14 protein-coding genes are annotated in these 14,833 nt (G+C 45.4%); 11 read left to right on the forward strand and 3 right to left on the reverse strand.

Features of this window, described 5'->3' with window-relative positions; all coding sequences use genetic code 11:
- Nucleotides 1-9 precede the first annotated feature (9 nt).
- The 3 genes from yqiA to parC all read left to right on the forward strand — a co-directional run bounded on the left by yqiA (nt 10) and on the right by parC (nt 4,997).
- Nucleotides 10-615 carry an esterase YqiA gene (gene yqiA / locus F0232_RS09705; protein ID WP_061033393.1) on the forward strand — a complete coding sequence of 202 codons (606 nt, stop codon included), beginning with the start codon at nt 10-12 and terminating at the stop codon, nt 613-615.
- A gap of 239 nt (nt 616-854) precedes the next feature.
- Nucleotides 855-2,735 carry a DNA topoisomerase IV subunit B gene (parE, locus tag F0232_RS09710; RefSeq protein WP_008222567.1) on the forward strand — a complete coding sequence of 627 codons (1,881 nt, stop codon included), beginning with the start codon at nt 855-857 and terminating at the stop codon, nt 2,733-2,735.
- Nucleotides 2,736-2,738: 3 nt separating this feature from the next.
- Nucleotides 2,739-4,997 (forward strand): DNA topoisomerase IV subunit A, encoded by a 2,259-nt coding sequence (gene parC, locus F0232_RS09715; RefSeq protein WP_105059003.1) that lies wholly within the window; start codon nt 2,739-2,741, stop codon nt 4,995-4,997.
- Between the two features lie 104 nt (nt 4,998-5,101).
- Here parC and degS read toward each other — a convergent pair whose 3' ends face one another.
- The 3 genes from degS to zapG form a co-directional block, all read right to left on the reverse strand.
- Nucleotides 5,102-6,166: an outer membrane-stress sensor serine endopeptidase DegS gene (gene degS / locus F0232_RS09720; RefSeq protein ID WP_105059002.1), complete on the reverse strand. Its 1,065-nt coding sequence runs from the start codon at nt 6,164-6,166 to the stop codon at nt 5,102-5,104.
- 159 nt (nt 6,167-6,325) lie between these two features.
- Nucleotides 6,326-7,681: a DegQ family serine endoprotease gene (locus F0232_RS09725; RefSeq protein ID WP_105059001.1), complete on the reverse strand. Its 1,356-nt coding sequence runs from the start codon at nt 7,679-7,681 to the stop codon at nt 6,326-6,328.
- Nucleotides 7,682-7,808: 127 nt separating this feature from the next.
- The gene (gene zapG / locus F0232_RS09730; protein WP_105059000.1) at nt 7,809-8,264 is read right to left on the reverse strand and encodes a Z-ring associated protein ZapG; all 456 of its coding nucleotides are present in this window, start codon (nt 8,262-8,264) and stop codon (nt 7,809-7,811) included.
- 219 nt (nt 8,265-8,483) lie between these two features.
- On the opposite strand from zapG, the gene zapE reads away from it, so the two are divergent.
- From zapE to sspB, 8 genes are all read left to right on the forward strand, one after another.
- On the forward strand, nt 8,484-9,587 hold the full coding sequence (gene zapE, locus F0232_RS09735) for a cell division protein ZapE (RefSeq protein ID WP_061033388.1): 1,104 nt from the start codon (nt 8,484-8,486) through the stop codon (nt 9,585-9,587).
- A 247-nt stretch (nt 9,588-9,834) separates the two neighbouring features.
- A complete protein-coding gene (gene rplM / locus F0232_RS09740; RefSeq protein ID WP_004740759.1) occupies nt 9,835-10,263 on the forward strand; it encodes a 50S ribosomal protein L13 in 429 nt (142 codons plus the stop codon).
- Nucleotides 10,264-10,278: 15 nt separating this feature from the next.
- Nucleotides 10,279-10,671, forward strand: a complete 393-nt coding sequence (gene rpsI, locus F0232_RS09745) for a 30S ribosomal protein S9 (protein WP_004740758.1) — start codon at nt 10,279-10,281, stop codon at nt 10,669-10,671.
- Nucleotides 10,672-11,002: 331 nt separating this feature from the next.
- Nucleotides 11,003-11,593: a ubiquinol-cytochrome c reductase iron-sulfur subunit gene (gene petA / locus F0232_RS09750; RefSeq protein WP_004740757.1), complete on the forward strand. Its 591-nt coding sequence runs from the start codon at nt 11,003-11,005 to the stop codon at nt 11,591-11,593.
- The gene (locus F0232_RS09755; RefSeq protein ID WP_008223666.1) at nt 11,593-12,858 is read left to right on the forward strand and encodes a cytochrome bc complex cytochrome b subunit; all 1,266 of its coding nucleotides are present in this window, start codon (nt 11,593-11,595) and stop codon (nt 12,856-12,858) included. Before petA ends, F0232_RS09755 begins: the two co-directional genes overlap by 1 nt.
- On the forward strand, nt 12,855-13,592 hold the full coding sequence (locus F0232_RS09760; protein WP_061033387.1) for a cytochrome c1: 738 nt from the start codon (nt 12,855-12,857) through the stop codon (nt 13,590-13,592). The genes F0232_RS09755 and F0232_RS09760 overlap by 4 nt, the downstream gene beginning before the upstream one ends.
- A gap of 97 nt (nt 13,593-13,689) precedes the next feature.
- On the forward strand, nt 13,690-14,325 hold the full coding sequence (sspA, locus tag F0232_RS09765; RefSeq protein ID WP_004740754.1) for a stringent starvation protein SspA: 636 nt from the start codon (nt 13,690-13,692) through the stop codon (nt 14,323-14,325).
- Nucleotides 14,326-14,330: 5 nt separating this feature from the next.
- Nucleotides 14,331-14,825: a ClpXP protease specificity-enhancing factor gene (sspB, locus tag F0232_RS09770; protein WP_061033386.1), complete on the forward strand. Its 495-nt coding sequence runs from the start codon at nt 14,331-14,333 to the stop codon at nt 14,823-14,825.
- Nucleotides 14,826-14,833: the final 8 nt, after the last annotated feature.

A 14,833-nucleotide genomic window follows, 5' to 3' on the forward strand; every position in this document is an offset into this window, starting at 1 on the left:
TTGCTACCGATGTCTGATTCTATCAATCAAACTATAAAGCCATCACTGCTTCTCTATATCCATGGTTTTAACAGTTCATCACGTTCTCACAAAGCGATGGTGATGGCCGAGTATTGCGCGGAGCATCGCGCGGATATTAAGGTGCTAATACCGCAACTGCCGAGTTTCCCACAACAAGCTGCCCTTTTCCTGCAGCAGCTCGTGGAACAACACAAAGATCAATATCAGATTGCACTGGTCGGCAGCTCATTAGGCGGCTACCTTTCAACTTGGCTCAACAGTCATTATGGCTTTAAGGCAGTTGTGGTTAATCCCGCGGTGAAACCGTATGAACTGCTTGTGGACTATTTAGGTGAGCAAGTAAACCCATACACAGATGAACGATATGTACTGGAAACAAAGCATATTGATGAATTAAAGGCGTTAGATGTGCCAGATGTAGCAAAGCCAAGCGATTTCTGGTTACTTCAACAAACGGAAGATGAAGTTCTGGATTACCGACAAGCGGTTGAGAAGTATCAAGGTGCAACACAAACTGTAGAAGAGGGCGGAGATCATAGCTTTGTTGATTTTGAACGCTACCCACAACAAATCATCACCTTTCTACAGCTATAACCTATTTTATTCACTGAGTAGATATCTCTCTTTTGCTTGTTATTTCATCTATCAATGGTGAAATATCATAGTTTGATGTCTTAGTTTTTGAACTAGCTTGACATCATTACTCAGCTTCCAGACTATATTCCCCAATACTTCGCTCGTTCGCTCTGCTATGACGGTTCATAGTAATGATTCTGCTTTAGTGAAACTGGAGCCAGCGAACTGACGCAAACTTTTTGAGTAAACTCCGTATTATGACTGAACAATATAATGCAAAAGACCTCGAGGTACTTGAAGGTCTCGACCCTGTGCGACACCGCCCAGGTATGTATACCGAGACAGAAAGACCGAACCACCTTGCCCAAGAAGTCATTGATAACTCGGTCGATGAAGCTCTAGCGGGACACGCTAAGAAAATCAAAGTTGTGCTTCATGCAGACCAATCATTAGAAGTTACCGATGATGGCCGTGGTATGCCTGTCGATATCCACCCTGAGAAAGGTATCTCAGGTGTCGAGCTGATCCTAACCAAGCTCCACTCTGGTGGTAAGTTCTCGAACAACAACTACAAGTTTTCTGGTGGTTTGCACGGTGTAGGTATCTCGGTAGTAAACGCCCTGTCTAAGCGTGTTGAGGTTACGGTTCGCCGTGAAGGTCAAGTTCATGAAATCGCTCTAGAGCATGGTAAAGCGGTTACTGAACTGACGGTTACAGGCACTTGTGGTCATCGCAACAGTGGTACATCAGTACACTTCTGGCCTGATCCTAAATACTTCGATAGCTCTAAGTTTTCAACGCTTCGCCTGATCAACAATTTACGTGCGAAAGCGGTACTTTGCCCGGGGTTAGAAATTACCTTCAGCGACAAAGTGAACAACGAAGAACACAAATGGTTCTATGAAGATGGCCTAAAAGACTATCTTGCTGAAGGCGTAAAAGGTTATACCTTATTGCCTGAAGAACCTTATGTTGGCGAATTTGTTGCTGAAACGGAAATGGCTAACTGGGCGATCATTTGGCAGCCAGAAGGCGGCGACATGATCACTGAGAGTTACGTGAACCTGGTACCGACTAAGCAAGGTGGTACGCACGTAAATGGTCTGCGCCAAGGTCTATTGGATGCAATGCGTGAGTTCTGTGAATTCCGTAATTTATTACCACGTGGCGTTAAGCTAACGGGTGATGACATCTTCGACCGCTGTTCATACGTGCTATCGGTGAAGATGCAAGATCCTCAGTTTGCAGGTCAAACAAAAGAGCGTTTATCTTCTCGTCAAACCGCAGCATTTGTTTCTGGTGTCGTAAAAGATGCCTTCAGCCTATGGTTGAATGAAAAACCACAACTGGCAGAACAGCTAGCTGAAGCTTGTATTGCGAATGCGCACCGTCGTATGCGTGCCAGCAAAAAGGTTGTGCGTAAGAAAGTCGCGTCTGGCCCTGCACTACCAGGTAAGCTAACCGACTGCTCGGTACAAGATTTGAATCGCACTGAAATCTTCTTCGTGGAAGGGGACTCGGCGGGTGGTTCTGCTAAGCAAGCTCGCGATCGTGAGTTCCAAGCAGTAATGCCATTGCGCGGTAAAATCCTAAATACATGGGAAGTGTCTGCAGACCAAGTATTGGCGTCTCAAGAAGTTCACGATATCTCAGTGGCTTTGGGTATTGACCCAGACAACGACGATTTATCAGGCCTGCGTTACGGTAAGATCTGTATCCTTGCCGATGCGGACTCGGATGGACTTCATATCGCGACACTACTATGTGCACTATTCACTCGTCACTTCAGCGCACTTGTTGAAGCGGGTCATATCTATGTAGCAATGCCGCCACTGTATCGTATCGACTGTGGTAAAGAGGTGTTCTACGCATTGGATGACGATGAGAAAGATGGCGTACTTGAGCGCTTGTCTAAGAAGAAATCCAAAATCAACGTACAACGATTCAAAGGTCTGGGTGAGATGAACCCACTTCAGCTACGTGAAACCACCATGGATCCAAATACTCGTCGCCTTGTTCAATTAACCATTGACGATAACGAAGCGACACTTGAGATGATGGACATGCTGCTAGGTAAAAAACGCGCTGATGATCGCCGTACATGGCTACAGACTAACGGTGATATGGCCGAGGTATAATGGATGTCTAACGAAATTACATTTGATGGCGTTGAACAATTGCCAATGCGCAAGTTCACCGAAGACGCCTACTTAAACTACTCAATGTACGTAATCATGGATCGTGCATTGCCTTATATCGGTGACGGCCTTAAGCCTGTACAGCGTCGTATTATCTATGCGATGTCTGAGCTTGGTTTATCTGCCTCTTCGAAATATAAAAAATCAGCACGTACCGTTGGTGACGTACTAGGTAAGTATCACCCGCACGGTGACTCTGCTTGTTACGAAGCCATGGTACTGATGGCACAGCCGTTCTCTTACCGCTACCCATTGGTAGATGGTCAAGGTAACTGGGGTGCTCCCGATGACCCGAAATCATTCGCAGCGATGCGTTATACCGAAGCGAAACTGTCTAAGTTTGCTGAGGTATTGCTTGGTGAATTAGGCCAAGGCACAGTTGAGTGGCAACCAAACTTTGATGGCACCATGAAAGAGCCACAAATGTTGCCAGCGCGTCTGCCTCATATCCTACTTAACGGTATTACTGGTATCGCGGTAGGTATGGCGACAGATATCCCACCACATAACGTGCGTGAGATTGCTGATGCGACGATTAAGCTAATCGATAGCCCGAAAGCTGAGCTATCAGACATCATGGAAAGCGTCCAAGGCCCTGACTATCCAACAGAAGCTGAGATTATTTCTCCGAAGTCGGATATCGAAAAGATCTACAAAACGGGTCGTGGCAGCATCAAGATGCGTGCGGTTTGGCACAAAGAAGGCTCTGATATTGTTATCACAGCTCTGCCTCACCAAGTGTCAGGTGCTAAGCTACTTGAGCAAATTGCGAACCAGATGCGTGCTAAGAAGCTGCCAATGGTTGATGATTTGCGCGATGAATCCGATCACGAGAACCCAACACGTATCGTAGTGGTGCCTCGTTCGAATCGTATCGATTGTGATCAACTGATGAGTCACCTATTTGCTTCGACAGATCTTGAGAAGAACTTCCGTGTTAACTTGAACATGATTGGCTTAGACAATCGCCCTCAAGTTAAAGGCCTGGTTCAAATTCTGAAAGAGTGGATTGAGTTCCGTCGCACAACGGTTCGCCGTCGTCTGCAACACCGTTTAGATAAAGTACTAGCTCGTCTACACATCTTGGAAGGTTTGCTGGTTGCTTACCTCAACCTTGATGAAGTGATTGAGATCATCCGAACTGAGGATGACCCTAAAGCGGTTCTGATGGAGCGCTTTGGTATTACGGAAATTCAAGCTGACGCTATCCTTGATACTAAACTTCGTCACCTTGCTAAGCTGGAAGAGATGAAAATCCGCGGCGAGCAAGATGAACTAGAGAAAGAGCGTGAGAAGCTAGAGAAGCTGCTGGGCTCTGAGCGTCGTCTAAACACACTTATCAAGAAAGAAATTCAAGCTGACGCCGATAAATACGGTGACGACCGTCGTTCTCCATTAGTTGAACGTGCCGAAGCAAAAGCGATGACTGAGCGTGATTTGGTACCTAGCGAACCAATTACTGTTGTGCTGTCTGAGAAAGGTTGGATTCGTCATGCGAAAGGGCATGAGGTTGACGCTGAAGGCTTGAACTACAAATCGGGTGATAAATTCCTAGCGAGCGCTAAGGGTAAGAGTAATCAACAAGCGGTGTTCCTTGGCAGTGATGGCCGAAGTTACTCCCTTGAGTCTCATTCATTACCATCTGCGCGAAGTCAAGGTGAGCCGATTACCGGTCGCTTGAACATAAGCGCAGGCACCTCTATTCGCCAAGTGGTGATGGGAGAAGATGAACAGCTATGGTTAGTTGGCTCTGATGCTGGTTACGGCTTTGTTTGTAAGGGTAGCGATCTGCTGTCTAAGAACAAGAGCGGTAAAGCTCTGGTTAACCTGCCGCAATCTTCAGAAGTGATGGCGCCTAGTCCGATTGCTGATTTGGAAAGTAACCAGATTCTAGCGATTACCAACCAAGGCCGCATGTTGTTGTTCCCAATAAAAGATCTACCTCAATTGAGCAAAGGTAAGGGTAACAAGATCATCAACATTCCTTCTGCGAAGGCTAAAGAGCGTGAAGAGTTTGTATCGCACCTGATGGCTATTCCTGAGAATGCAACGCTAACCATCTACGCGGGTAAACGTAAGCTTGGCTTGAAACCAGCTGACCTTGAAAACTTCCGTGGTGAACGTGGTCGTCGTGGCGGTCTACTGCCAAGAGGCCTACAGCGTGTGACTCGCATTGATATCGAAGAGCCAAGTGAACCGTAAAGACATTTGATGCTATCTTCGGATAAAAGAAAACCCAGCCTGTGAGCTGGGTTTTTTGTATTTGTCTGTCAGTTGTTTTGAATCGCTTACTTTTAGCGTTTGCTCTACAGGCGAGTATCTTCAGCAATCGTCACTTTGAGAGTCTTGTTTTCACCTTGGCGCAAGATGCCGACATCGATCACCGTACCTGGGCGTAGATCGGTAACGATATCCATCACGCTCTGGCGACCATTCACCTGATTATTGTTGATGCTGACAATAATATCTTGAGCTTCAAAACCTGCATCCGCAGCCGGGCCATTTGGATCGATACCCAACACCACAATCCCACCGATATTCTTAGTACCCAACATGCGAGAGGTGACTGAGTTGATATCTTGCCCATCGATACCGATATAACCGCGAATCACACGACCATCAGCAATGATCTTCTCCATGATTTTATTAGCCAGCGGGTAAGGGATAGCAAATGAGATTCCGTAGGTTTCCATATCCGTAGCTTGCTGGAAAGAAGCGGTGTTGATGCCAACTAACTCACCTTGTGAGTTAACCAGTGCACCACCAGAGTTACCTTCATTGATCGCCGCATCGGTTTGGATAAAGGCTTGATGCCCATCTGCACTGATCGAAGAGCGACCCGTTGCCGAGATGATGCCAAAGGTGGTCGTTTGGCCTAGGTTATATGGGTTACCGATCGCCAGCACCACATCACCGACATTGGCTTTGTAGCTTGGGTTTAATGGGATTACTGGTAGGTTGTCACCGCTAACCCTCAGTATCGCGATATCGGTGCGCTTGTCTGAGCCGACAAGTTGTGCAGCAGCGACTCGGCCATCTTGAAGTGCCACTACGATTTGGTCAGCTTGAGCAACCACGTGGAAGTTGGTAATGATATAGCCTTTTTCGCTGACAATAACCCCCGAACCCAAACCTTGAGTCAGTAGTTTGTTACGATCACTTTCTGCGTATTTACGGCTGTAAATATTCACCACAGCAGGTGCAGCGCGGCGTACCGCTTGATTAAATGAAATCTGAAGAGAGCCAATATTATCTACTTTGGGATTAGTCACATCTGCGACAATTGCTGGCCTTAAGCTAGGGAAGGCTAGAAGAATCAGCGCCGCTGAAACAAGTCCAAGGGAAATAGAACGAAATAGAAAGGACAGCATGTTTCCCTCTTCAACAAGTAAGGTGTGAAGCCTCCGTAGATGGATGACTGACTTGATTACTAGTGAAGCATAGCATTTTGATTCATCTAAAGAAAAGGGAGACAGAGTAAGTTTAAAGCAAACTTACAAAGTCTCCCTGTGTTTATGTCGGCGAAGTAGCTATCGAATTACGAGGTAGATGGTTCTATCGCCTCGCTGGATATTGAGTGCTAATACGCCGGGTTGTTTTTCAACAATCGCTCTAAATTCAGCGAGGTTCTTAACCGGCTGACGGTTCACTCCGATGATGATGTCATCTTTTAGAAGTTGATAAGCTTCCGCCGGTGAGCCTTGAGCGACGCTGGATACTTTGACGCCTGTTGCAGAGTCATTACCAGTGGTGTTGGTAAGCTCTGCGCCAGTTAGCCCTTCATGAAGCTTCTCGGCTTTGGTTTTATTATTAGTCGATTCTCCAAGCGTTACATCAAACGTCTTATTCTTGCCGTCGCGAACGACACCTAACTCGATCTCTTTACCTGCACCGAGCGTTGCTACTTTCGCTCTCAGCTCACTGAAGGTATCGATGCGTTTACCATTAATAGAGACAATAATGTCACCCGCTTTTAAGCCAGCATCATCGGCTGCACTATCTGGCACGACTTGGCTAACAAAGGCGCCTTTACTGGACTCATAACCTAGAGCTTCTGCCAGTTCTGAGGTGATCTCGCCACCTTGTACACCAAGCATGCCGCGTTTTACTTCACCGAAATCGATAATCTGTTCTGTCAGGTTTTTCATCATGTTGGATGGGATTGCAAAGCCGATACCGACATTACCTCCGCTAGGGCCAAGGATGGCAGTGTTGATACCAATTAGCTCACCGTTGAGGTTGACTAGCGCACCACCTGAGTTACCGCTGTTGATAGCTGCATCGGTTTGAATGAAGTTCTCAAAGTTCTCGAGGTTGAGGCCGCTTCGGCCAAGTGCAGAAACGATGCCAGATGTTACGGTCTGGCCAAGTCCAAACGGGTTACCAATCGCGACAGTGAAATCACCGACTCTCAACTTGTCTGAGTCTGCGAGCTTTATCTGAGTTAGGTTCTTGGCTTTTTCGAGTTTTAAGAGGGCAATATCGGACATCTGGTCACCGCCGATAAGCTCGGCATCGTATTCTCGACCGTCATAAAGTCTTACTTTGATATTGTCAGCACCATCAATTACATGGTAGTTGGTGACGATATGGCCTTTTTGGGCGTCAATGATCACGCCAGAGCCTAACCCGCGAAATGGACGCTCACGAGTTTGTTCCGGGCCAAAAAAGAATTGGAATTGTTCAGGGATTTGCTGACGTTGTACCTGTTTGCCTTCAACGGCAATACTAACCACAGCGGGGGTCACTTGTTCAAGCATAGGTGCAAGGCTTGGTAATTGTTCATTACCTACACTTAATGGTAGTGCGGCGGTTGCTTGAATCGGGGTGATGATTGAACTTAAGCTTAAGGTCAGTACTGATAAAGCAAGCAAAGGTTTTTTCATCATAAACTCCTCTCTAGTTAAGGTCTTACCCCTCTCATTACGTGTGATACGTATGAGAAGTTTCAAATGACCTGAGTGAAAGTTATGACTCAAAAACCTTTGTAAAGTTCACCTAAGTGTTAAATGTTTATGATGCTTTTGCTGTGACTACATCTGGAGCATCAATGATTTCTTTCTTGTGTTCAGTAAACAAACCGGTTGCACCATTGGCGTAATCTTTAGGTTGCTCTTCCAGTGCTGCTTCTTTGGTTGACGATTTTTCTTGTGGCTTTTCTGAATGGGCAGCCGCTGTCTTCACAAATGGGTTGTCTTGCTCTGGCAAATTAGGGATTAGCTCTGAGCTGGTTTTTTCCATGTGTTGGTACAGTTTTGTGTAGTCCTTACCTAAGGTGTCCAACATCTCTGCTGATTTCGCAAAGTGATCAGCCAGCTCTTGTCGCTGCTGCTCAAGGGCAAACTTTGCGCTATCCAATTCTTTCTGTACGTTCTTTTGCTTCTTGTATTCAGGCGTCATAAGACGAGAAATAGCGACCCCTAAAATAACTCCGACTAGTAAACCGGCAATGGCATACATCCAAGGCATAACAGCTCCTTATTATTGTTTTTTAACATGTTTGTTACTGCTTAGTTACACGTGCTACGGCTCCATGGTACTATGAGAAAGCCGCAGTATAAAGAGAAATGCATGTGCGCTACTTAGCAGTTTAATGCTGCATTATTCACCGCTTAATGTCACGTCTCTTACTGTTTGAACTTAATTTTATTCGCTGTCTGATATCGCTTTCATTGTGGAAATGTCGTCATGAATCCCGTCCAAAAATACGAACAAGATATAAAAGAGCATGGATTTCAAAGAGATCCAGCGCAAGAGCAAGCCGTAAAATCTTTAGATGAACTCTTTCATCAGTTCCAAGATTACGTAAATACTCCCATTCCTCAATTGACTCGATTCCAGAAATTGCTCGGTAAGAAGCCAGAGCTACCGACACCACCGAAAGGTCTCTACTTTTGGGGTGGCGTAGGGCGCGGTAAAACTTACCTTATGGATACGTTCTACGATGCCTTACCGACCACTAAAAAAATGCGAGTTCACTTTCACCGCTTTATGTATCGAGTACATGATGAATTAAAGGCGTTGGGCAATGTCAGCGATCCACTGCCTTTGGTTGCTGATAAATTGAAGCAAGAGGCCGATATTATCTGTTTCGATGAGTTTTTCGTTTCCGATATCACCGATGCGATGATCTTAGGTACCTTATTCCAAGAGTTGTTCGCACGAAAGGTTATCTTGGTTGCAACCTCGAACATTCCGCCTGCTGACCTGTATCGTAATGGTCTGCAGCGTGCGCGTTTCTTGCCCGCGATTAAGCTGATTCAAGACAACTGCCATATTCTTAATGTGGACAGCGGCATTGATTATCGTCTACGTACCCTAGAGCAGGCTGAGATATACCACTATCCACTCGATAGCCAAGCGAACATCAATCTTGAGAAGTACTACAACCAACTGGTTGGTGAAGATAAAGAGAGACTCAAGCAAATTGAAGTGAATCATCGTCAGTTAGACGTTATTGAAGCAAGCGATGGTGTGTTGCATGGTACTTTTGCTCAGCTTTGTCAGTCGGCTCGAAGCCAGAATGATTATATTGAACTGTCGCGCGTTTACCACACGGTTCTCTTGGCTGATGTACTACAAATGGGCGCGACTTCCGATGACGCAGCAAGACGTTTTATCGCACTAGTGGACGAGTTCTATGAGCGCAATGTAAAGCTGATTATTTCTGCGGAAGTAGAGCTTGAAAATTTATATACCCACGGCCAGCTAGAGTTCGAATTTAAACGTTGTCAGTCGCGTTTAATTGAAATGCAGAGTCATGAATATTTAGCAAAAGAGCACTTGAGTTAGCTAGGATTATCTCGATTGAGAAGTAGAAATAAAAAAATCGTGATTTTGTTCAAAAAGAGGTGATTTTTTCTTCGCTCTTCTCTATAATCCTGCGACCTACCGTTACTGCGGGCCTCTAACGATGAGTTAAATCACGTTATGCCAAGAGTTTTCCAACACTCGAAGGGGTGATGAATGGTGACTCTTAGACAGTGGGAATACGCGAGTATTCCTTAAGTGTAAATTTTTTAAATAGGTAATTATTAGCATGAAAACTTTCGTTGCTAAACCAGAAACTGTAAAACGCGACTGGTATGTTGTAGACGCTGAAGGTAAAACTCTTGGTCGTCTAGCAAGTGAAATCGCTTCTCGCCTTCGTGGTAAGCACAAAGCAGAATACACTCCTCACGTAGACACTGGTGATTACATCATCGTTGTTAACGCTGAGAAAGTTGCTGTAACTGGTAACAAAGCTAAGGGTAAGGTTTACTACCGTCACTCTGAGTTCCCAGGTGGTCTTAAGTCTATCACTTTCGAAAAGCTGATCGACAAGAAACCAGAAATGGTTCTAGAACTAGCTGTTAAAGGTATGCTTCCACGTGGTCCTCTAGGCCGCGCTATGTACCGTAAGCTAAAAGTATACGCTGGTGCTGAGCACAACCATGTTGCTCAACAACCACAAGTACTAGACATCTAATTGGGGATTATGAAAATGGCAGAGAATCAATACTACGGCACTGGTCGTCGCAAAAGCTCAGCAGCTCGTGTTTTCATCAAACCAGGTTCTGGTGAGATCGTAATCAACAAGCGTAGCCTTGATGTTTACTTCGGTCGTCCAACTTCTCGTATGGTTGTTAAGCAACCTCTTGAGCTAGTTGAACTAACTGAGAAACTTGACCTTTACATCACTGTTTCTGGTGGTGGTATTTCTGGTCAAGCTGGCGCAATCCGCCACGGTATCACTCGCGCTCTTATGGAGTACGATGAAACTCTACGTCCTGCTCTACGTGCAGCTGGCTACGTTACTCGTGACGCTCGTTGCGTTGAACGTAAGAAAGTTGGTCTACGTAAAGCACGTCGTAAACCTCAATTCTCTAAGCGTTAATTTTTCTTTACGAAAAAGTACACGCTCCCAGTTTTATTACTGGAATTGTGGTTCAAAGCTCGGCTATATGCCGGGCTTTTTGTTTTTCTCCCCCCTGCTAAATGCTTTTCCCCTCTCGTTTTATTTCCAAATTCTTGTATTTTGAAAGCTTTTGTAACTCAATGTGCGCTTTGCCTCATGATTGTTACAAAAAGGTAGCTTTATCTTGTCAAAAAGTAGGGTTTTATTTATCATTTGCCGTCAATAAATAGAACTAAATACATATTTTGTTAGCCATGCTCTTTAATCGGAATAATTTCAATCCACAAGGAGCAAATGGGAGAATGTTTGGATGAGCAACGCGCCTTTAAATAACGGTCGCAGGCGTTTCTTAACCGCAACAACAGCCGTTGTTGGTGGTTTGGGAGCTGCTGCTGTAGCCGTGCCTTTTATTAAATCATGGAATCCGAGTGCCAAGGCGAAAGCTGCGGGTGCACCGGTTGAAGTGGAAGTCAGCAAGTTAGAACCGGGACAAATGGTTCGTGTCGAGTGGCAAGGTAAACCTGTATGGGTTGTACGTCGTGCTGAGTCGGTACTAGAAAACCTAAAATCTATCGGTGGTCAACTTCGTGATCCTCAATCTGAAGCTGAACAACAGCCAGAATACGCACAGAACGAATTCCGTTCAATTAAGCCGGAATTCTTCGTTGCTGTTGGTTTCTGTACGCACTTAGGTTGTTCTCCGACTTACCTACCTGATTCTTTCGCAGAACAAGTACAAGGTGTTAAGTCTGGTTTCTTCTGTCCGTGTCATGGTTCGAAATTTGATATGGCTGGTCGAGTATTCCAAGGCGTACCTGCACCATTGAACCTTGTTGTGCCAAAGCATATGTATTTAAGCGACACCAAGATCCTGATCGGTATTGACGAGGGAGATGCATAATGCAAGGACTACTAGACTGGGTTGAAAAACGTATACCCGCGATGAATGCTTACAAAAAGCACTTATCTGAATACCCAATGCCTAAGAACTTTAACTTTTGGTACCTTTTCGGTTCTTTGGCAATGTTGGTATTGGTTAACCAAATCCTTACGGGTATTTGGCTAACAATGAACTACGTACCGTCTGGTGAGGGTGCGTTTGCTTCTGTTGAATACATCATGCGTGATGTGGAATACGGTTGGCTACTACGTTACATGCACTCGACAGGTGCTTCGGCATTCTTCGTTGTTATCTACCTGCACATGTTCCGTGGTCTAATCTACGGTTCTTACCAAAAACCTCGTGAGCTACTTTGGATCTTCGGTATGTTGATCTTCTTGGTGCTTATGGCCGAGGCTTTCATGGGTTACCTACTACCATGGGGTCAAATGTCTTACTGGGGTGCTCAGGTAATCATTTCTCTGTTTGGTGCGATTCCTGTTATCGGTGATGACCTAACGCTTTGGATCCGTGGTGATTACATCATCTCTGGTGCAACGTTGAACCGTTTCTTCGCACTGCACGTTATCGCGCTACCAATCGTACTTCTGCTGCTTATCGTGCTTCACGTACTAGCGCTGCACGAAGTGGGTTCGAACAACCCAGACGGTATCGAGACTAAGCTTCCTAAAGGCACAATGGGCGACGACTACAAAACTCAGTTCCCATTCCATAAAGATTACACGAAGAAATACGACATCATTGACTCTATTCCTTTCCACCCATACGGGACAGTGAAAGATATGGTTGGTGTTGCTGGTTTCCTATTCTTCTTCTGTTATGTGCTGTTCTTTAACCCAGAGATGGGTGGTTTCTTCCTTGAGCCGCCAAACTTTGAAGCTGCGAACCCGCTGAAGACACCTGAGCACATTGCTCCTGTATGGTACTTCACGCCGTTCTACGCAATCCTACGTGCGGTTCCTGATAAGCTGCTAGGTGTTGTAGCAATGGGTGCATCGATTGTTGTGCTATTCCTACTGCCATGGTTCGACCGTTGTAAAGTGCGTTCTTACCGTTACCGTAGCAAACTGCATTTGATTAACATCATCCAATTCACAATAAGCTTTATTGCGCTTGGTGTACTTGGTGCGCTTCCAGCAACACCAACATACACGCTACTAGCTCAAATCTTTAGCTTAGGTTACTTCATGTTCTTCGTTCTGCTGTGGTTCTACAGTAAAAATGAAGCGACGAAACCATTACCAGAAAGGGTGACATTCAAATGAAAAAGTGGATTGTAATTTTATTTGCTATGTTGCCGTCACTGGCGATGGCAGCGGGTGCAAACGTACCATTAGACAAAGCGAACAATGACTTAACGGACAAAGCTTCATTGCAAAATGGCGCTAAGATGTTCATGAACTACTGTTTTGCTTGTCACTCAACGCAATACCAACGCTATGAGCGTGTTGCGAATGACTTAGAGATCCCAGTTGATCTAATGAAGGAAAACCTGATTTTCGACCCTGAAGCGAAAATTGGTGACCTAATGGTTAATGCGATGCCTTCTGAGCAAGCGGCAAGCTGGTTTGGTGCTCCGCCACCGGACCTAACTTTGGTTGCTCGTGTTCGTGGTGCTGACTGGCTATACACGTACCTTCGCACTTTCTACGAAGACCCGTCTCGTCCATTTGGCGTGAACAACATTGTTTTCCCAAGTGTTGGTATGCCGCACGTTCTTGAAGAGCTGCAAGGTATCCCTACACCAATCTACGATACTCACATTGTAGATGGCGAAGAAGTAACAGTGGTTGTTGGTACTGAGACTGATGGCTCTGGTGAACTAAGTGCTGGTGAATACGATGAAGCGGTTCGCGACCTAGTTAACTTCCTAGTTTACTCGGGCGATCCTGTTCAACTTGAGCGTCATGCTCTAGGTTGGTGGGTAATGGCTTTCTTAGTAATCTTCACTATCATTGTGATTCTGCTGAAGAAAGAGTATTGGCGTGATGTGCACTAATTGTGCTATAATACCGTGCTAATTCCCAAATTATGTTAATGTTCAATGGAGGCTTTAGGCCTCCATTGTTTTTATTTAAAGTGTACTGGAGGGCTCCATGGCTGTAGCTGCCAATAAACGTTCTGTAATGACTCTTTTCTCAAGTGCTTCTGATATGTATAGCCATCAGGTGCGCATCGTTCTTGCTGAAAAAGGCGTAAGTGTTGAAGTTGAGTTGGTTGATGAAAAAAATCTTCCAGCAGAGCTTGTTGAACTGAACCCGTACAAATCAGTACCAACTCTTGTTGATCGTGAGCTTGCTCTTTACGACTCTAAGATCATCATGGAATACCTAGATGAGCGTTTTCCTCATCCACCATTGATGCCTGTATACCCGGTTGCTCGTGGTAATAGCCGTCTAATGATGTACCGTATTGAGCGCAACTGGTACTCAGTTGCAGAGAAGATCGTTAAAGGCAATGCTGAAGAATCTGAAGCAGCACGTACTAAACTACGTAACGATCTACTGACTCTAGCTCCTATCTTCGCAGAGTACGAGTACTTCATGAGCGAAGAATTCAGCCTAATCGATTGCTACCTTGCTCCGCTACTATGGCGTTTACCTGAGCTTGGTATCGAGCTAATTGGCCCTGGTTCTAAAGAGCTTAAAGTTTACATGAACCGCGTATTTGAACGTGATTCATTCCTAGCTTCTTTAACGGAAGCTGAGCGCGAGATGCGACTAGTTCGCTAAGCGTTATGGATATCTCAAATATGACACCACGCCGACCATACATGCTTCGTGCATTCTATGATTGGCTGGTTGATAACGAATTGACTCCACACCTTGTAGTTGAAGCAACACTGCCAGGCGTGCGAGTTCCAGAAGAGTTTGTTCAAGATGGTCAGATCATTCTGAACATCGCACCTCGTGCAGTTGGACAGCTTGAGCTGGGTAACGAAGCTGTGACGTTTAGCGCTCGTTTTAGTGGTCGTCCTCACTCTGTGATCGTTCCACTTTATGCTGTACAAGCGATTTACGCTCGTGAGAATGGTGCTGGTACCATGTTTGAACCTGAAGAGGCTTACATGGAGTCGTTCGAAGAAGGGATTGAAGAAAGTCCTTTCGAAGAGCCAGAAAAAGGCCCATCTTTGAGTGTTGCAACGGTTGAACCAGAAGCTGAAGAGCCAGACTCAGATCCTGAGCCACCTCGCCCGGCGAAAGGTCGTCCAAGCCTTCGTGTTATCAAATAACGTTATTT

It is taken from the genome of Vibrio sp. T3Y01 (assembly GCF_013114525.1).
In the GTDB taxonomy this organism is placed as follows: Bacteria; Pseudomonadota; Gammaproteobacteria; order Enterobacterales; family Vibrionaceae; genus Vibrio; species Vibrio chagasii_B.